At 60.3% G+C, this 18,563-nt stretch carries 17 protein-coding genes; 11 read left to right on the top strand and 6 right to left on the bottom strand.

Features of this window, described 5'->3' with window-relative positions:
• Positions 1-585 precede the first annotated feature (585 nt).
• The 5 genes from PQR27_RS25115 to PQR27_RS25135 all read left to right on the top strand — a co-directional run bounded on the left by PQR27_RS25115 (position 586) and on the right by PQR27_RS25135 (position 7,940).
• The gene (locus PQR27_RS25115) at positions 586-2,031 is read left to right on the top strand and encodes a tyrosinase family protein (RefSeq protein WP_408526335.1); all 1,446 of its coding nucleotides are present in this window, start codon (positions 586-588) and stop codon (positions 2,029-2,031) included.
• Positions 2,032-2,282: 251 nt separating this feature from the next.
• On the top strand, positions 2,283-4,109 hold the full coding sequence (gene araD, locus PQR27_RS25120) for an L-arabinonate dehydratase (protein ID WP_408526336.1): 1,827 nt from the start codon (positions 2,283-2,285) through the stop codon (positions 4,107-4,109).
• A gap of 17 nt (positions 4,110-4,126) precedes the next feature.
• Positions 4,127-4,873 (top strand): ribonuclease activity regulator RraA, encoded by a 747-nt coding sequence (locus tag PQR27_RS25125; RefSeq protein WP_408526337.1) that lies wholly within the window; start codon positions 4,127-4,129, stop codon positions 4,871-4,873.
• Between the two features lie 82 nt (positions 4,874-4,955).
• Positions 4,956-6,023 (top strand): LacI family DNA-binding transcriptional regulator, encoded by a 1,068-nt coding sequence (locus tag PQR27_RS25130; RefSeq protein WP_408526338.1) that lies wholly within the window; start codon positions 4,956-4,958, stop codon positions 6,021-6,023.
• A gap of 363 nt (positions 6,024-6,386) precedes the next feature.
• Positions 6,387-7,940, top strand: a complete 1,554-nt coding sequence (locus PQR27_RS25135) for a diguanylate cyclase domain-containing protein (RefSeq protein WP_408526339.1) — start codon at positions 6,387-6,389, stop codon at positions 7,938-7,940.
• 38 nt (positions 7,941-7,978) lie between these two features.
• Here the strand turns inward: PQR27_RS25135 and PQR27_RS25140 are convergent, their stop codons facing one another.
• Positions 7,979-8,623, bottom strand: coding sequence for a helix-turn-helix transcriptional regulator (locus PQR27_RS25140; RefSeq protein ID WP_408526340.1), 645 nt, complete (start codon positions 8,621-8,623; stop codon positions 7,979-7,981).
• A gap of 167 nt (positions 8,624-8,790) precedes the next feature.
• On the bottom strand, positions 8,791-9,756 hold the full coding sequence (locus PQR27_RS25145; RefSeq protein WP_408526341.1) for an ornithine cyclodeaminase family protein: 966 nt from the start codon (positions 9,754-9,756) through the stop codon (positions 8,791-8,793).
• Positions 9,757-9,995: 239 nt separating this feature from the next.
• Here PQR27_RS25145 and PQR27_RS25150 point away from each other — a divergent pair, with 239 nt between their 5' ends.
• From PQR27_RS25150 to PQR27_RS25160, 3 genes are all read left to right on the top strand, one after another.
• Positions 9,996-10,784 carry an ABC transporter substrate-binding protein gene (locus PQR27_RS25150; RefSeq protein WP_408526342.1) on the top strand — a complete coding sequence of 263 codons (789 nt, stop codon included), beginning with the start codon at positions 9,996-9,998 and terminating at the stop codon, positions 10,782-10,784.
• Positions 10,785-10,848: 64 nt separating this feature from the next.
• Positions 10,849-12,090 carry an NAD(P)/FAD-dependent oxidoreductase gene (locus PQR27_RS25155; protein WP_408526343.1) on the top strand — a complete coding sequence of 414 codons (1,242 nt, stop codon included), beginning with the start codon at positions 10,849-10,851 and terminating at the stop codon, positions 12,088-12,090.
• A 100-nt stretch (positions 12,091-12,190) separates the two neighbouring features.
• Entirely contained in the window at positions 12,191-13,306 is a 1,116-nt protein-coding gene (locus PQR27_RS25160; RefSeq protein ID WP_408526344.1) for an aminotransferase, read from the top strand.
• 5 nt (positions 13,307-13,311) lie between these two features.
• Here the strand turns inward: PQR27_RS25160 and PQR27_RS25165 are convergent, their stop codons facing one another.
• On the bottom strand, positions 13,312-13,764 hold the full coding sequence (locus PQR27_RS25165) for a carboxymuconolactone decarboxylase family protein (RefSeq protein ID WP_408526345.1): 453 nt from the start codon (positions 13,762-13,764) through the stop codon (positions 13,312-13,314).
• Positions 13,765-13,888: 124 nt separating this feature from the next.
• Positions 13,889-15,310: a MocR-like pyridoxine biosynthesis transcription factor PdxR gene (pdxR, locus tag PQR27_RS25170; RefSeq protein ID WP_408526346.1), complete on the bottom strand. Its 1,422-nt coding sequence runs from the start codon at positions 15,308-15,310 to the stop codon at positions 13,889-13,891.
• Positions 15,311-15,649: 339 nt separating this feature from the next.
• Between pdxR and PQR27_RS25175 the strand changes: the two genes are divergently transcribed.
• The 3 genes from PQR27_RS25175 (at position 15,650) to PQR27_RS25185 (ending at position 16,877) form a co-directional block, all read left to right on the top strand.
• The gene (locus tag PQR27_RS25175) at positions 15,650-16,231 is read left to right on the top strand and encodes an LOG family protein (RefSeq protein WP_408526347.1); all 582 of its coding nucleotides are present in this window, start codon (positions 15,650-15,652) and stop codon (positions 16,229-16,231) included.
• Between the two features lie 157 nt (positions 16,232-16,388).
• Positions 16,389-16,679 (top strand): hypothetical protein, encoded by a 291-nt coding sequence (locus tag PQR27_RS25180; RefSeq protein ID WP_408526348.1) that lies wholly within the window; start codon positions 16,389-16,391, stop codon positions 16,677-16,679.
• Between the two features lie 54 nt (positions 16,680-16,733).
• Entirely contained in the window at positions 16,734-16,877 is a 144-nt protein-coding gene (locus tag PQR27_RS25185) for a hypothetical protein (RefSeq protein WP_408526349.1), read from the top strand.
• 173 nt (positions 16,878-17,050) lie between these two features.
• On the opposite strand, the gene PQR27_RS25190 is transcribed toward PQR27_RS25185, so the two are convergent.
• Positions 17,051-17,599 carry a carboxymuconolactone decarboxylase family protein gene (locus tag PQR27_RS25190; protein ID WP_408526350.1) on the bottom strand — a complete coding sequence of 183 codons (549 nt, stop codon included), beginning with the start codon at positions 17,597-17,599 and terminating at the stop codon, positions 17,051-17,053.
• Between the two features lie 122 nt (positions 17,600-17,721).
• Positions 17,722-18,405, bottom strand: coding sequence for a glutathione S-transferase family protein (locus PQR27_RS25195; protein WP_408526351.1), 684 nt, complete (start codon positions 18,403-18,405; stop codon positions 17,722-17,724).
• Positions 18,406-18,563 lie beyond the last annotated feature (158 nt).

The raw sequence follows: 18,563 nt of genomic DNA on the forward strand, positions 1-18,563 counted from the left end.
GAAAAAAATGAGCTTTTATCTGGGGAAATGCCTGTGTTGGTTTCTGGCGAACAGGCAGGCCCCTCCAGGTGCTCGTCATTGTCATGAATTCTTCATGCGCCTCAGGCCAAGTAACTCAAGCGCATGATTCCATCACCCTTTTTAATCGATTGAAGGCAGAGAAGTTTTCATATCACCGTTTTCTGTTGTGTGTGGACAAACAGCCGCTGGTTATTAAATGAAAAAATACCTGACCGGAGCAGAGAAAATCCTGATTACTCTTTGATTACTCATACGATCCATCGTACAGCAATGAGTGCAGGGCGCGGCTAGCCAAACCATTTGCATTTGCGGGCTAGCCAATATATCCCATAAAGAAGATTTCGCGGTCTGCAGACGTATCCAAATCTTCTGCTGAGAAGGGCTTGGAGAAATGTGGGTTCGCGCACAGTTCTCGCCCAATAACGCGACGCTTTTACGAGTCGCAGGCTTATCGTGTACCTATTCGATGCGCGAATCGTCACAAGCGATTCCATGCGGCTGAACTACACTAGAACATTCTATAAATCAACCCACGCCAATATCTCCGAACAGAGGAGAATCTGAATGGCAACGAATAACTTTAACCGGCGTTCCTTTCTCAAAGGGTCCGCCTCCGCCGCTGCGCTGATGTCGCTGCCTGTACCCGCGTTCAGCGCGACAACTTTGCCTACGCGGGTCGAATGGCAGGTATTCAAAACGACGCCGCAGTATGCGTCGTTTCTGAATGCGGTGAAGTTGATGAAAGCGGTGACCGACGCGACCAAACCAACGTCGTGGGCCTACTGGGTGAACGTGCACCTCAACTACTGCCCGCACATGGTGCCGTACTTCCTCGCATGGCACAGAGGCTACCTGTACTACTTCGAACAGCAGTTGCGAACGGTGTCGGGAGACGCCTTGCTCACGCTGCCGTACTGGGATTACTACACGCATCCGATCATGCCGAGCGAATTCACCGACCCGGCCAGCGGCAATCCGCTGTATGTAACGGGGCGGGTCAATACCGACGTTTTTGCCGCGCTAACGATTGCGCCTTACGCGTCCAACGTGATCAACATGCAGCGTGGGACCTCGAATTCCTATGAGGCATCGTTTGAATCGGCGCCCCATAACCCGGTGCACAACATCATTGGGGGATGGATGGCCGATATGACGTCGCCCACCGATCCGATCTTCTACCTGCATCATGCGAATGTCGACCGCCTGTGGGACGCCTGGTGCGGCCAGGCGCAAACGATCGTGCCGGCGCAAAGCAACTCATACTGGTCGGGCACATTCACTTATGCGAAGAGCCTCACGATCGCGAAGTCGAAGTGCTTTCGGCCCGAGATTCTTAACTACCAGTACCCCACGACCAATCACGTGCCGACAGCCTTACCTAAAGACGCACAGGAGGGACGTATCATCCGCGTGCAGGCACAGCTTGGGCCTATCTTCGTGCGTCCGGCGATCGGCAACTTCTCGAGTACCGCGCCGCGTTCGATTGCCGCTAACCGGCGTTCGCTCGGTGGTGTCGCGAACATGACGCTCAACGAGACATCGATTAGCGCGCGGGTGCCACTGCAGGCGTCGGCCGCTACCTCATTGAAAGAGGCGATGAAGGCGGGCGCGGCAGCAGCAGCGGCGAGCGCAGCCCCGAGTGCCCAGGTGAACACGACAACGTTCAAGTATGCGCGCCTCGTGCTCGACAAACTGGCGGTCACTGCACTCGGGAAAAAGGGCGGCTATTACTACAACATCTACCTGAACCTGCCTGCCAGCGGCGACGCGGACGCGGCGAGAGAATCGCATTTCATCGGTACGTTTGGCGCATTCGAAGCATCCGGCGCGATTCACCACAACGGTGGCACCTTTATCCTGCCGTTGACCGATGTGCTGCAGAACCTCGGCCTCACCGATCTGAACGAAGCGGTGATATCGCTCGTACGTGTCAATGGCACGAATTCACCGAAGGGCGCGGCGTTGAGTGTCGGTGAAATGCGTCTTGAACTGTCGACCGATGGACCCTGATCGTCGCAAGGACTAACGTTCGCGGAAAGTCCAGTCGCCTCTCCAGCAGCACCTCGTTTCTCCACGCCGCGGGTAACCGGTTGCAACCGGTTACCCGCGCGCCTGTTCCGGCACACACCCTCCTCAGGACGCACTTGAAACCCGCTTGATCAGGGAAATCCCTCGGCGACGTGTTTGGATGGTAACGCTACCATCAGCCTGCATCAGAACCCCTTCCGCCTGCGTCCCGGCATTTGAATGGTGGCGTTCCCATGGAGAACTCCGTGTCATCGAACCGCAAAACACCTGAACAGCTTCGCAGCTACCGCTGGTACGGCGTGAACGATCTCCGCTCGTTCGGTCATCGCTCACGCACCGCCCAAATGGGTTATCACGCGTCCGATTACATGGGCAAACCGGTGATCGCCGTGGTCAACACATGGAGCGAAATCAATTCGTGCCACACGCACTTCAAGCAGCGCGTGGAAGAGGTGAAGCGCGGCGTCTGGCAAGCGGGTGGCTTCCCGGTGGAGATGCCGGTCATGACGCTTGCCGAGCCGTTCCAGAAACCGACCACGATGCTGTACCGCAACTTCCTGGCAATGGAAACCGAGGAGCTGCTGAAGTCGTATCCATTCGACGGCTGCGTGCTGATGGGCGGCTGCGACAAGACCACGCCCGGCCTGCTGATGGGCGCGATCAGCATGAATCTGCCGTCCATCTATTTGCCGGCAGGCCCGATGCTGCGTGGCGACTGGAACGGCCGCACGCTCGGCAGCGGCTCGGACACGTGGAAGTACTGGGCGGAATTGCGCGCCGGCAAGATTTCGGAGGAAGAATGGAAGGGCATCGAGAGCGGCATTGCGCGCTCGCCGGGCCATTGCATGACGATGGGCACCGCGTCGACCATGACGAGCGCCACCGAAGCGCTCGGTCTCACGCTGCCGGGTTTTTCGTCGATTCCCGCAGTCGACTCGCGGCATGCGCAGTTTGCCTCGCTGACGGGACAGCGCATTGTCGAGATGGTGTGGACCGATCAGAAGCCGTCAGACCTTCTGACCGCCAGGTCCTTCGATAACGCCGTCACCACGGTGCTGGCGATGTCCGGCTCGACCAACGCGATCGTCCACCTCGTCGCCGTGGCACGCCGTGCCGGCATCGATCTGACCACGGCGCGTTTTGACGAACTGGCGCGCATCACGCCAGTGCTCGGCAATCTGCGCCCGGCCGGCCAGTATCTGATGGAAGATTTTTTCTACGCAGGCGGCCTGCGCGCGTTGCTGCTGGAGTTGGGCGAACTGATCGACGGCACGCAGATGACGGTCAGCGGTGCCACGCTCGGCGACAGCATTGCGGGCGCGGAGATCTATAACGACGACGTGATCCGCAAACGCAACAATCCGCTCGTCGCCAGCGACGGCCTCGCGGTGCTCATCGGCAACCTCGCGCCGGACGGCGCGGTCATCAAGCCGGCTGCAATGGAAGCGCAATTTCTCAGGCACCGGGGGCCGGCCGTGGTGTTCAAGGATTACGCCGACATGGCCGCGCGCATCGACAGCGAAGAGCTGGCCGTCACCGCGGATTCGGTGATCGTGCTGCAGCACGCGGGTCCTGTTGGCGCGCCCGGTATGCCCGAGTGGGGCCAGTTGCCGATTCCGCAAAAGCTGCTGAAGCAGGGCGTGCGCGACATGCTGCGCATCTCCGACGCACGCATGAGCGGCACCAGTTACGGCGCATGCGTGCTGCACGTGGCGCCGGAATCGTTTGTCGGCGGTCCGCTTGCGCTCGTGAAAGACGGCGACATGATCGAGATGGACGTGGCATCGCGGCGTTTGCATCTCGAAGTCAGCGACGCGGAGCTTGCGGCGCGCAAGGCCGCGTGGCTGCCGCCCAAGCGACACTTTGAGCGCGGCTTCGGCGTGATGCATCAATTGCACGTGACCCAGGCCAACAAGGGCTGTGACTTCGATTTCCTCGAAGAACCCGTGACCGCGGCGCCGGCCGATCCGGCCCAGACACCGGCTGCTCAAACCGACCCGGCCACACCCGTCACACCCATTACGCCCACCACGCCGCGCGGCGAGCCCGAAATTCACTAACTTACTCCGAGCCCCTCATGAGCGCATCCGATCTCACCGTCAGCGACGCCGCACTCGAACAGTTGCGGCACGTCAGCACCGCCACCTTGACCACGCAACTCTTCAAGCGCGGCTTGCGCAACGTGTTCCTGCAAGGCGTCGTGCCTCTCGTCAAACCGGCGCCCGGCGCGCCGAACCTGGTCGGTCCCGCGTTCACGCTGCGCAATATTCCGGCGCGTGAAGACCTCGATCACGTCGGTGTGTTTCAGGACCCGGACCACCCGCAGCGCAAAGCGATCGAAACCGCGCCGCCGGGCAGCGTGCTGGTGCAGGATTGCCGTGGCGAGCGCGCGGTCGCATCGGTCGGTTCGATTCTCGCGCTGCGGCTCGCCAAACGGGGTGTGGCCGGCATGGTGTCCGACGGCCCTGTGCGCGACAGCGGCACGATCGCCGGACTGGGCTTGCCGCTCTGGTGCGCCGGCGCGAGCGCGCCGCTGAATCTGGCGAAGCATCATGCGGTCGATATGAACGTGCCGATCGCCTGCGGCGGCGTGGCCGTGTATCCAGGCGATATCGTGGTCGCGGATGTGGACGGCGTCGTGATCGTGCCGCGCGAAATGGCCGAAGACGTGGCGCGCGACGCCACCGAGCAGGAGCAGCTCGAAGCGTTCATCACGCTGCGTATCGAAGAAGGCCGGCCGTTGCGCGGCACTTATCCGCCGAACGAAGAAACGCTGGCGGCTTACGCGCAGTGGCGCGCACAACAATCGGGCACGACGCAGTAAAGCGCGAGGCCGTTCCGATTCCTCGAATTGCAGAGCCGCGCGCCGGTCACCGGGCGCGACACGTTACTTCCAGCCACGAACCATGCCGAATCACAAGCCGACCACCGCCAGCCTCGATGCGCCGGAGGCGGTCGAGCCGCCTGCCAAACGCCTGCGCGGCGGCCCCAAAGGGCTGCGCATCACCGATGTCGCCGCGCAGGCCGGCGTCTCGCCGATTACGGTGTCGCGTGTGTTCAATAGTCCGGAGACGGTTGCGCCCGAGACGCTCGAGCGGGTCCGGCAGGTCGTGCAAAAGCTCGGCTATGTCCCCAATCGCCTCGCGGGCGGATTGTCGTCGTCACGTTCGCGGCTGATCGCGGCGATCGTGCCGACTATTGCGCACTCGCTCTTTTCCGAAACGATCCAGGTGTTCAGCGAGACGATGTCGCGCGCCGGTTATCAGGTGTTGCTGGCAATGAGCGGCTATAGCGATTCGAGCGAGGAGGCGTTGCTCGACGCAGTGTTGAGCCGCCGTCCGGAAGGCGTGCTGCTGACCGGTGTCGCCCACCTGGATTCCTTACGTGAACGCCTGCGCAACGTGGGTCTGCCGATTGTCGAAACGTGGGATATGACCGACACGCCGATCGACATGCTGGTCGGTTTTTCGCACTATCAGATCGGCGCCGCAGTGGCCGAGCACTTTCTGCAACGGAAAGTGCGGGCGCCGGGCCTCGTGTCGGCAAGCGACGAACGCGCGCTCGCGCGCCGCGGCGGCTTTCGCGACCGGCTCGCGCAGGCAGGCATTCACGAGGTCGCCGAAGTGCTCGTGGCGCCACCGAGTTCGGTCGCGCTCGGCAAGGCTGCGTTGCCGACGTTGATCGAACAGGCGCCGCACCTCGATGCCGTATTTTGCGGCTCCGATCTGCTGGCGATTGGCGTGCTGGGCGCGGCCAAACGGCTCGGGGTGGGCGTGCCGTCGCAGTTGTCGATCTGCGGTTTCGGCGACCTCGAATTCACGGCAGAAACCACGCCACCATTGACGACGGTGCGGGTCGACGGCACGCGTATTGGCCTGACTGCCGCACGTTGCCTGCTCGATCGCCTGGGAGGCGCCGACGGAGCCAGGGTAACCGATGTCGGATTTCATATCGTCGAGCGCGAAACGACCTGAGGCCAGGCGTGCCGGTTTTATTCACGTCAATTACGATCGGCCCTGCGTGAACGGGCAAAGCTGCCAGTAATCTGCTCCCAATTCGCTGGAAGCGATTCCACCTCGTAAAAATCAGGGAATATAAGCGCCAGCCATTTGTTTTAAAGCCCTCGATAATCCGCTATTTAATCGGCACATACTAATCAACTGGCACTCCTGATTTCTTCATACGATACGGACGTTCTTTTAATTAATTTCGCCGGAAAGATAAACTTTTTTCGTGGGGTGCCGTTATACCATTGCGCGACTTAACGAGGCGGCAGGCCGCCATTTCATCTGGAAAGCCAGGGATCGCGCTGGTGTCCTCAGTCGCGTTGCCGGCACGTGCTGATCGTTCGGCGCACTGAGAGACCCGCGTTCGCTTGTGCAGTGGGAAAACGAACTATGGATCGAACAATTTACGCCGCCAATAGCACAAGATCCTCCCGCCACGCCCTGATCCTGGTGCCCACGCTGACCGTTCTCGTGCTGGGCATACTGTGGGTGACCATATTGCTGCGCCTGCAGGTCGAGAAGGCCTCCGTCATGCGCGATACGCGCGTGGCCACACGCACGCTCGCCGACGCGCTGGAAACCCACACGCTGAAGACCATCCACGATGTCGACGAGATCGCGTTGCTGGTCAAATACGGCTACGAACGCATGCCGCAAACCTTCGATCTTGCAGCGTACAGGGCCTATGGCCTGATCACCGCGGATACGGCGCTGCAGGTCACCATTGCGGGTCCTGACGGCCGCGTGCTTACATCGACCCTGCCTTTTTCCGGGACGATCGATCTTAAGGACCGGGAACATTTCCGGGTCCATCTTTCCCCGGCGCACATTGGGCTTTTCATCAGCCAGCCCGTGCTTGGACGTATCTCCAAACAATGGTCCGTCCAGGCGACCCGCCGCATAGACCACCAGGATGGCAGTTTCGGCGGCGTCGTGATCGTCTCCGAAGATCCGGCTTATCTGACTGACGGCTTTTATAACAAGGCCGCACTGGGTGAGCGCGGCATGATTGCCGTGTTGTCGGGCCGTGGATTCATGCTGTCGCGTCGTGCGGGCGATTCGCCGAGCCGCTCTGGCGAGGTGATGCCAAGCGGCTATGCCGCGCTCGGCAAGACGGGCTTGGCCGACTTCTCCGATCCGATCGATCACGTCGAGCGTGTGGTGGCAAGCCGCCGGCTCGAGAAATACGGCCTGACCGTCGTCGCCGGCCTCTCGGTCGATGAGGCGCTGGACGACTACTTCAAAATGCGCCGCGTGTATGTGACGATGGCAGTGACCATCTCGGTGATGCTCGCAGCACTGTCGACCTGGATCACCGCGCTGATCTTCAAACTGCTCAAGGGCAAAGAGGAACTGCGGCGTCTTTCTCAAACCGACCGGCTGACGGGTTTGCCGAACCGCGGCAAAATCGTGGACCTGCTGGATGAGGCCATCGCGGCGCCCGGTGCGGTCGGCAAGGTCGCGGCCATTTTTGTCGATCTGGACAACTTCAAGGAGTTCAACGATACCTACGGCCACCAGTGCGGCGACGAAATTCTGGTCACGGTGGCCGCGCGCTTGCGAGCGGCGGTACAGGGATGTGGCGTGGTAGGGCGCCTCGGTGGAGACGAGTTCCTTGTCGTGCTGAACGCTGACGCTGCAGGCTGCGTAGTTGATCAGACCGTCGGCGAACTGGCGGCTGCGCTGCAGGCCCCCTTGCAGGCGCCCCTGATTTCACGCTGGGGCGTCGAGGCGGTCAGCGCGAGCTTCGGTGTTTCGATCCTGAAGGCCGGTGACGATTCGAGCGAGCTCATCAGGAAGGCCGACTTCGCGATGTATAAAGCGAAGAATCGCGATTCAGCTTATCGAAGGGAAGCGAATAAAGACTGCGTTTTTGCCCGGTGAGCGATCGGTGCGGGCGCCGGTGACGCATCGGATTCAGCTTAGGCCGCAGCGCCCCGCAAGTCCCTTATGTGCTGATAGACGGTCGCGCGGCCCATACCAAGAACGTTGGCAACGTAGTTAGCCGCGCTCTTGCCTTTGAACGCGCCTTCGGCCCACAACGCCTCGACAAGCTCGCGGCGGTGATCCCGGGTCAGAGAATTCAGTGCTAACTGGCGCTCCTGAAGCCATGCGTGAAGGAACGTGTTGATGCGCTCCTGCCAGTCGTCCTTGAAAAGCTCCTCGGGCTGTTTCACGAGTCCGGCGCCCGACACCACCCGGTCGATGACAGATTTCATGTCTTCAAACACGGCGATGTTGTAGTTGACGCACATCACGCCGACAGCCGCGCCGGCGTCGTCAAACAGCACCGTGCTGACACAGCGCATCCGTCTGCCGTCCCAATTGATCTTCTCGTACGGACCAATCGTGCCCGATTGCGCCGAATGATCCATTTCTTCCAGCGCTGATTCGTCGCCTAGTTCCCGCTTTGACAGGTTGTTGGCAATGTACGCAACTGTCTGGCTCTGCAGGTCATGAATGACGATTTCGACGTACGGGAAGAAGAGCAGCGCAATACCGTCCGCGACACGGCCGTAGCGATCCAGCAAAAGCCGGCGTGCGGGTGTGGTCTTAGTCTTTCGCATAGGGCAGCATAAGATTGTTCGGTTTCGCCGGGTCTGGCGGCGTGTGCGTCGGCGTGCGTTCAGGTACAACGAAGCTTCGGGCGATCAGCTATTTTGCCACGGGTCGTGTTCATCCCTGGTTGGCTCAAGCCGCGCACAGCCGCCGTGCCGCCTCGGTCTGACTCAGCTTATCGGCTGCCGGACAGGTGCCTGAACAACGCGTAGGCGATCGCCACATCTTCCAGTCCGAGTCCGATCGAGCGGAAGAAAGCATGCTTTTCGTACGACGGCTTCTTTGCCGTGCCGGATGCAAGCTCGGGCAAATCTCCCAGAACACTTTCCGGCGACCAGCCATGCAGTTGCGCCGCCAGTTTCATTTCGCCTGCACTGGCGGGCGTGGTTCGGCGGTAGTCGCAATAGACGTCCATGTCCTGAAGCCAGGCCGGTGGAATCTCATGTGCATTGGCAACATTCGTGCTGATCGACGTGATGAGCGCGGGCCTGGTCAGCATTGCGTCTGACAGTACAGGCGTGCCGGAGGATGTACACAACGCAATCACGTCGGCATCGCGCACGCAGTCTTCAATCCGGGTGCAGATTTGCACACGTTCATGAAGAGCGCCGAGCGCCGCGCGCTTCGCCTCGTTCCCGCCAAGCACCGGGGAAAACACCGTAATCGAGTCCCACGGCCGCAGCGGTGCAAGGTGCCGCAGATGCGCCTGTCCCACTGACCCCGCGCCGACGATCGCGAGCCGGCGCGCCGCGCCCGGTGCGAGGTGGTCCACCGCAAGTGCCGTCGCACCGGCCGTGCGCTCGGTGGTGAGCAGACCCGCGTCGCACAGCAGCAGCGGCTCGCCCGTTTCCATCGACATCAGCGTGGTCCACGCCGTAATGACCGGCTTCGATTCAGTCACGATGTACGGCGACATCTTCACACCGAATACCTTGGCCTCCGCCATGACGCCAAGGTACGTAATGAAGTCGCCAGTGCCTTGTGGAAAGAGGGTCAAGCTTTGCGGCGGCTGCACCGCGGCGTGGTTCGCCAGCGAGAGAAACATTCGCGCGAGCTCGCCGCGTACATCGAGATGGGGAAGCGCTTTACGCACCGCGTCCTGCTGAACGATCAGGGGAAATACTGTGTCTGTGCTGCTCATGAGCTTGCTCTCCACATCGTTGCCGGCTTGCGGCGTCAGCGCAATTCTAAAGTCAAAAAGTCCAGTCTGGACTTTTATTTTTGAAAATTGCTTGCATTTGCGAGTGTCCAGAATAGACTGTGGGTCCAGAACCACTGAGAGCAGCCCCATCTGGCGCCTCTTGCGTTCCTGTCGAGGTCGCGCCGTCAGTTACCGCCCGTGCCCTAAATCTGCGATCCCCAATTTCATAGGGAACCATCATGCGTCTGAAGCTTTCACTCTCACTTTTCGTCGCTGCTGCTTTGATCGGTTCGGCCGGCACCGTCAGCGCCGAGACTCAAAGCACCTTGCGTTTCGGCATCGAGGCCGCGTACCCGCCGTTCGAAAGCAAGTCGCCGACGGGGCAGTTGCAGGGATTCGACGTCGACGTCGGCAACGCGGTCTGTGCGAAGATGGCTGTGAAATGCGAGTGGGTGGAGAATTCATTCGACGGCCTGATTCCAGCCTTGCAGGCGCGCAAATTCGATGTCATCAATTCCGCCATGAACATCACGGACAAGCGCAAGCAGAGCATCGACTTCACACGGCCGATCTATATCGTGCCGATCGTGATGGTGGCAAAGCGGGGTTCCACGCTGTTGCCCGACGTGAAGAGTCTGCAAGGCAAACGCGTGGGCGTGCTGCAGGGGTCGTCGCAGGAAGATTTCCTCAAGGGCCACTGGGCGAATGCGGGTGTAACGGTCGTCTCGTATCAGGACCAGGATCAGGTGTACAGCGACCTAGTCGCCGGACGCCTGGATGCCGCCGTCCAGGAAGCGCAGACTGCCGAGGACGGCTTCCTGAGCAAGCCTTCGGGCCATGACTATGCGATCGTCGGCCAGCCGCTCAGAGATCCGGTCACGCTTGGCGAAGGAACGGGTTTCGGCATGCGCAAGGGCGACAAGGCGTTGACCGGGAAAATCAATGCCGCGCTCGAGGCTCTGAAGAAAGACGGTACGCTCAGCAGTCTGTCGCAGAAGTACTTCAAGCGCGACATCATCGCAAAGTAACTGCTTCAGGGCCCGATGCGACCGGATTCGCAGCGGGCTCCGATCTGACCATTCGAGCGAGCCTATGGATTTCGATGTGATGGTGCTGGGTGCCGGGATCGTCGGCGTATCGACCGCGCTGCATCTGCAGGATCGCGGTCGCCGGGTGGCGCTCGTCGATCGGCGCGGCCCTGGCGAAGAGACCAGTTTTGGCAATGCCGGCCTGATCGAGAGCTCGTCCGTGGTGCCTTACGCTTTCCCGCGCGATCTCGGCACGCTATTGCGCTACCTGCGCAATCAGTCGACCGATCTTTACTGGGACTACAAGGCGCTGCCGTCTTTCGCGACGTGGCTCGCACGATTCTGGTGGGAGTCGTCGCCCGGGCGGCTCGAAGCGGCGGCGCGCGACATGCTGCCGTTGATGCGGCAATGCGTGGCCGAGCACGATGCACTGATCGAGCGTGCCGGCCTCCAGAATCTGACTGATGACGGCGGCTGGTTCGAGGCATTCCGCACGCTTTCGGAATATGAACAGCAGGCAGCCGCCGCCGAAGTCACGGCGAAAACGTACGGACTGCGCATGACGCCCTACGATGCCGGCGCACTTGCGGCGCGTGAACCCGGTATCGCGGCGGGTTTTTGTGGCGCATTGCATTGGCGGGATCCGAAGACCGTCTCCAGTCCGGGTGCATTGACGAAGGGCTATGCGCGGCTGTTCGAGCAGGGCGGCGGCACGCTGCTTACAGGTGAGGCCGTCACGGTCCGTCAGGAAGCCGATGCATGGACCGTCCAGACGTCGCAAGGCCGGATCAGCGCCAGCGAGGTGGTCGTGGCGCTCGGCCCGTGGTCCGACAAGGTGTTCGAGCCGCTCGGATATCGGATACCGCTGCGGGCAAAACGTGGGTATCACATGCACTATGAAGCCACGCAGCAGATGCTCGGGGCGCCATTTATCGACTCCGAAAAAGGTTACGTGGTCGCGCCCATGCAAGGACGCCTGCGGCTGACCACCGGCGTTGAAATTGCCCGGCGCGAAGCATCGCCTACGGGTATTCAGTTGCAACGCGCAGAGGCCGTCGCCCGGCCTATATTCGGTCTGGGCCGCCGGCTGGACGCAGCGCCATGGCTCGGCTTGCGGCCATGTACGCCCGACATGCGGCCCGTCATCGGGCCCGCGCTGCGCCATCGCGGATTGTGGTTCGCGTTCGGACATAACCACCACGGTTTGACGCTAGGCCCGGTGACAGGGCGCTTGCTGGCGGAAATGATGACGGGCGCCGAGCCGCTCACCGATCCGTATCCGTACCGTCCCGAGCGCTTCCGATAGGCGCCGGGGGCGGACCCGTTTCATCGATCACTCATCGCGCGATAACTCACGCAGCGACTTACCCCAGCGACTTACCCAGCGAATCACGAAGGAGAGTGAAATGAAGATCAAGGACTTCGGCGTCGAACGCTGGATGGATCTCTACGAGACGCAGTGCACTTATAACCTCGCCGAAACCTGTGTCGAATCGCTGACCGTGGACGAGTTGCTCACGCTTGCAGGCAAACAGGACAGCATTCTCGACGAGCTACGGCCGCTCAAACTCACGTACGGCGCGATCGAGGGTTCGACGCGCCTGCGCGAAGCGATTTCGTCGATGTACGCGCACCAGTCGCCCGCCAATCTGATCGTCACGCATGGTGCGATCGGCGGCAATGCGCTGGTGTATGAGACCTTGGTCGAACCGGGCGACACGGTCATCTCGGTGCTGCCCACGTATCAGCAGCATTATTCGATTCCCGAGAGCTACGGTGCGGACGTGCGCATTCTGAAACTGCGCGAGGAAAACGGCTTTCTTCCGGATCTCGCCGAACTGCGCAGCCTCATCAACGATAAAACCCGGCTCATTGCCATCAACAACCCGAACAACCCGACCGGTTCGCTGATGGATGAGCGCTTTCTGACCGGAATCGGGGAGATCGCGCGCTCGTGTGGCGCCTATGTGCTGTGCGACGAGGTCTATCGCGGCACGGATCAGGAGGGCACCGGCTATACGGCTTCGATTGCCGACGTGTATGAACGCGGCATCAGTACCGGCAGCATGTCCAAAACATATTCGCTTGCGGGTCTGCGGCTGGGCTGGATCGCCGGCCCAGAGGATCTGATTCACGCTGTCGCCATTCATCGCGACTACAACACGATCAGCGTCGGCATGATCGACGATCACTTTGCTTCGATCGCGCTCGAGAACCGGGCGGCGATTCTTGCCCGCAACCACGCTATCGTGCGGACCAATCTGGCGATCCTGGACGCATGGATTGCGAAAGAGCCGGCGGTTTCGTATATCAAGCCGAAGTCGGGAACGACTGCGCTGCTGAAGTACGATCTGCCGATTTCGTCCCTGCAATTCTGCACGGAACTCATCGAGCAAACCGGGGTGATGTTCACGCCAGGCAGCGCGCTCGACATGGAAGGCTATGTGCGCGTTGGGTATGCCAATAATCGGACAGTGCTCGAAGCGGGGCTGGCGAAAGTGTCGGAATTCCTCGCGAGGTGAGAATGTCAGACCCTGGCAGCAGCGGGGGGCGTGCGGAAGGTGATACCAAATCGATTGAAGGCGTTCATCAAACCGATCGCATAGGTCAGATCAGCAAGTTCTTTCTCGTTGAATTCACCGGCAGCGGCTTCATAGTCAGCATCGGGAACATGGGTTTCAGCGATGCGGGTGACGGTTTCCGCCCAGCCGAGCGCGATGCGTTCGCGAGCACTGAATACTTCACCCGAATCACGCCACACGGGCACCAGTACGAGCTTCTCGACTGTCACGCCGAGCTTGAGCAGGTCGCGGGTATGCATATCGATGCAAAATGCGCAGCCGTTTATTTGCGAGACCCGCAGATACACGAGGTCGATCAGTTCTGGTGAAAGGCCGGACTTCTGAAGGGTGACGTACACACCGCCAAAAGCCTTATAACCTTCTGGTGACGCCTTGGCGTAGTCGATACGATTGCTCATGATGAATCCCTAGGTTGACTAATGGAGAGACTCTATCGTGATGCATCTTGGCCTATCGAAGAAGGTCCATGATCGGCATTATGTACTAGACCATGATTTCGCCTGAGGAACGCTGCTGCCGCCGTCATATCAGCTTCAAAATACGCCTTCCGAGATTCTCGGCGGTGCGCTGTGTGTCGATATTCGTGAAGCTGAGAAGCACGGCCGAGGCTCCCTGGTTGCCTGTCGTCCAATCCGTCAATGCTTCTCCATATAGACCGTCGTCTCGCATGCGTGCAACGAGCCGGCGATCTGAGCGTCGGCCTTGCAACCGCAAGATCAAATGCATTCCGCCGGGTTGTGTATCAATTCGCATGTGTTTGCCCAACACGCTTTCCAGACCAGCCACGCTCGCCTCCCGACGTTCGGCATAGAGCTTGCGCATCCTTTGAATATGGCGTGCGAAGTGTCCTTCCGTGATGAAGGCCGTGACGATAGCCTGGGTAAGCTCTGGACTACCGCCTGCGAAGGCCTGGATGATCTGTTCAAACCGTTCGACCTGCGTTGGCGGCACGACCAGATAGGCAAGCCGAATGCCAGGAAAAAGTACTTTGCTGAACGTGCCCGCATAGAGCACCCGCCCGTCGCGATCCAGGCTCTTTAACGCGGGTAGGGGGCGGCTCACATATCGGTACTCGCCGTCGTAATCGTCTTCGACGACCCATGCGTTATTTCGCGCCGCCCAGTCCAGCAGCGCCAGACGACGAGGCAACGATAACGACACGCTTAGCGGGCTCTGATGCGCGGGCGTCACCACCGCTGCGCGCGCCCGTGGCGCCAGCCTGATTGCATCGGAAACGACCATGCCCTCGTGATCTACCGGTACCGGAACGGTTGCAATATTCATATTCCCCAATAGTTCTCGCGTAGGGGGATAGCCGGGGTTTTCAAGCCAAACGCGATCCCCGGCCTTCAACAGCGCATGTGCAATCAGTTCGATGGTGTGACGGTATCCCGATGTCACGAATACCTGAGACGAAGAGCAGTCGATCCCACGCGAAACCTGCAGATAAGCGGCGATCTCGGTGCGCAGTGCCTGCAAGCCGAATACCGACGGGTGCACCATGTCAGACGGTTGCATGGCGCGTACGCATCGCGCGCCGAGGCGTGCCCAGATTTTTCGAGGAAACATATCCAGGGCAGGCAAGCCCATCTGGAACGGCAAAATCGAATCTGGACGAAAACCAGGCGCTGCACCGTCGTTATTGGAGCGGTGCACCGTGCTTGCAACCGGGGCGCGTGGCTTGAGATCCGGCGACACAATGGTCCCTGCCTGACCGCGTGCCAGGATATATCCCTCAGCAGCCAGCAAGGAATAGGCGGCCTCAATCGTACCTCTTGCCAGCCCCAATTCCTGGGTCAGCGCACGTGCCGAGGGTATCCGGTCGCCCGGCTTCAATACCCCGCTGGCAATAGCGGCGCGAAAGCGATCGTAGATCTGTCGATAGAAGGGTTCGGCCGCCGTTGGATCCAACGGTGAGATATGGCTGTGCTTCGCGACGGTCATGGCCTGGTCAACCTGGCAAATGCAATGAAAACGATGCGTGCCATGATGACCCGGAGTGGCATCGCAAGCAAATGAAAATGACTTCCGTGAGGATGCTCCGGCCGTTCGGCGCGTGGGTACGAACCGCTACACAGCTGCTGTAACGAGCGAGCCATGTTCAATCATGGACCAGGTTAAATGTCGGTTCATGGATCTTTTTTTATAGGCCATGCGGTTTATAGAATGAAAGACCTGTCTGGCGAGGGCCGGAGCAGATCGGGTACCACACACGCATTTTTCTTCTTTTGTCCTGAGTCTGTAAGGACTCGTTTGCCGCCGCTTCAAGGGAGTCCAGGTGAAATGACGATACGTTCAATCAGGAGCATTGCCGTATTTTGCGGATCGAACTACGGTGCCTCGGAGGCGTTCGCCGACGGCGCGCGAGCGCTCGGCCAGGCATTAGGAAAAGCGCGGATCACGCTTGTCTACGGTGGAACGACAAAGGGGTTGATGGGCGTTGTCGCTGATGCTGCTCTGGCATCTGGCGGCGAGGTGCATGGCGTGATTACAGAAAGCCTGCATCAGCGTGGGCAATCGCATTCGGGTTTAACCCGGCACGAAATCGCGCTAACCCTTCGTAGCCGTAAGGAGCGGATGGTCGACCTCGCCGATGCATTCATCGCCCTGCCAGGAGGAATCGGCACGATCGAGGAGCTGATGGAAGTGTGGACGATGAACCAGCTTTCGGAGATCGACAAACCGGTGGGTCTATTGAACACCGCTGACTTTTTCACGGCGTTTCTAGGGTTCGTCGACCACATGGTCGACACGAAATTTTTGCCAGCAGCGCATCGGCATTCGATCTCCGTGGATAGAGACGCAGGTGCCCTGATTGACAAGCTGCACCGCCATGCACGGGTTGACGTACCCAAGTGGCTATAGCGTGCGTCGCGCTTCCGGCTATTCGGTCCCCGTATAGCACAAACCCTGGTCTTTTCAATGACACCGGATTGCCTTCAAAATTGGCCTCTTTTCAACCGATTGGACACGCCCTCGTCGGCGCACACTGACATCGTGCCAATCGCGTAAGGAGTCTGAAATGTCTTTCCGACACGACAAGAGTCGTCAGTTCGAAGCGGGTGTGCCGGACGTATCTGCGCCCGAATGGGACAGTTCGTCTTCGACTGCCCACGCCGGCGCGATGCGCGAACTGCACCTCGCGTCGGAGTCCGTGTTGCGTCTGGCGACCCGGACTTACTCCGCCGCCGCGCGCGGCGACACGGCGGGCGCGGACACAGTGCGCGAGTCGCTCAAGCGTCAACTGGCACTGACTACCCGCCTGATCGACGAACTTGTGTTCAACGGTACCGACCCACACATGACGCACTGACTGGCCGCGAGGCCAGCCAGGACCCATCGCAATGCCGAACTTCTGAAGACTGAAATGAGCGCTTTGACCGTAATTCTCTGCATCTGGACGATGGTAGCCATCTGCGCGATCCTCTTCATCCGTGGCGCCAATCCGCGTATCGAGCGGCCTGAAAAAGCGCCGGAACAGCGCCCGGTGGGCTTTTCGATCGCAGAGTAGGGGCTCAGGGCAAGCGCACTCAGCGCTGACTCATTCATTCACTCGCTCATTCACTGACTCACGAAATACTGTCATCTTGTTTCCACGGTCAGTTCGATATTGTTTCCGCGCCCGCGGCGCTGTCCGTTCCCGGCAGTTAAGGTGGGTGTCCTGCTAAAGTCTGGCCCAACGTGTCACGCCTTCCTGGTGTGCACGACAGGGAAATCGATCACGGTACCGGCGACTGCGTTGACGTAGTTGGTCCAGATGTTGAACGCCACGTTCAGCACGATCTCGATCACAGCCGCTTCGCTATAGCCTGCTGCCTTGACTGCGCTGAGATCGGCGTCCGATACGCGGCCGCGCGCGGCCGCCACCTTTTTCGCGAACAGCACAGCAGCGGCGGCCTTCAGATCGTTCGAGCCGCCGTTGCGGTTCGCGGTGATTTCGGCGTCGTCGAGGTTCGCGACGTTCCGTGCGAAATAAATGTGAGCGGACAAGCAGTAGTCGCAGCCATTGACTTCTGCGACGGCGAGCGCGATGCGCTCACGCATCTGCACCGACAACTCGCCCCTGCCAAGCGCGCCCATCAGGCTCAGGCAGCCTTCGAGGGCTGCCGGGCTGTTGCCGACCATGCGGAACAGGTTGGGCACGGCGCCCAGTTGCCTGTCGACAGCCTGGAGCAGAGGTTGGGATGCGGCAGGGGCTTCCGCGACGGTGGCCGGGGTAGCAATACGGGTCATGAGTCTCCCCTTTGAAATTGAGTTGCACTGGACGGTAGGCAGTCACTGGCATTTTCATCGCGTACAACGCGCCCGTGCTGGCCGCTTTTTCGGGCGGCCAGCATTGGCACTTTTACGGCTTGTCAGACCGTGAGCGAAGCGTTCTGGGGGAACAGTGCGCGACGGGTCTCTTCGTCAAACTCGGCTTTGAACTTGAGCCGGTCCTTCAGCGCCAGAGCCCGGACGGCGGCCGGGCGGGCCGCGATTTCATCGACCAGACGCTTGACGTGCGGATAGTCCGTCAGACCCTTCTCGCCGAAGATAAAGCCAGCGGAATTGGCCCAGCCCCAGAGTGCCATGTCGGCGATCGAGTAAGTGTCGCCAGCCAGATATTTCGAGCGTGCGAGACGCGCATCAAGAATGCGGTAGTGGCGCTCGACTTCTTTCAGGTAGCGATTGCGTGCGTACGGAATCGTTTCCGGCGCATGGTGCAGGAAGTGCACGGCCTGACCCGAGAACGGCGACAGGCCTGTCGCGACGAACAGCAGCCACGAGAGCATCTCCGCATGCTGCGACGGTGTGGACGGCACGAACTTGCCATGCTTTGCGCCAAGGTGCAGCAGGATTGCGTGGGAATCGAACACCGCAATGCCGTCGTCGACGATGGCCGGCACCTTGCCGTTCGGATTGATCGTCAGGAATTCCGGCTTGTGTTGCTCGCCCTTGAAGGTATCGACGGCATGAAGCTCGAACGGTATTTCGAGCTCCTCGAGCAGGAGCGCCACTTTCGTGGGATTGGGCGTCGGATGAAAGTAAAACTGAAGCATGATGTTTCCTTGATGAGTAAGTGAGACAGACCGCAGTGATGCAATGTGCTGCGAATCCGCTCGACAACGAATGCCCGCCGCCGCACTGCGCCTTGCATTGCATTGCAGGCCGGGCGGGCGGGCACGTGAACCGCGAACCATTTGCCTTTGAGGCGTCC

This window comes from Paraburkholderia fungorum (assembly GCF_046027215.1).
GTDB lineage: Bacteria > Pseudomonadota > Gammaproteobacteria > Burkholderiales > Burkholderiaceae > Paraburkholderia > Paraburkholderia fungorum_D.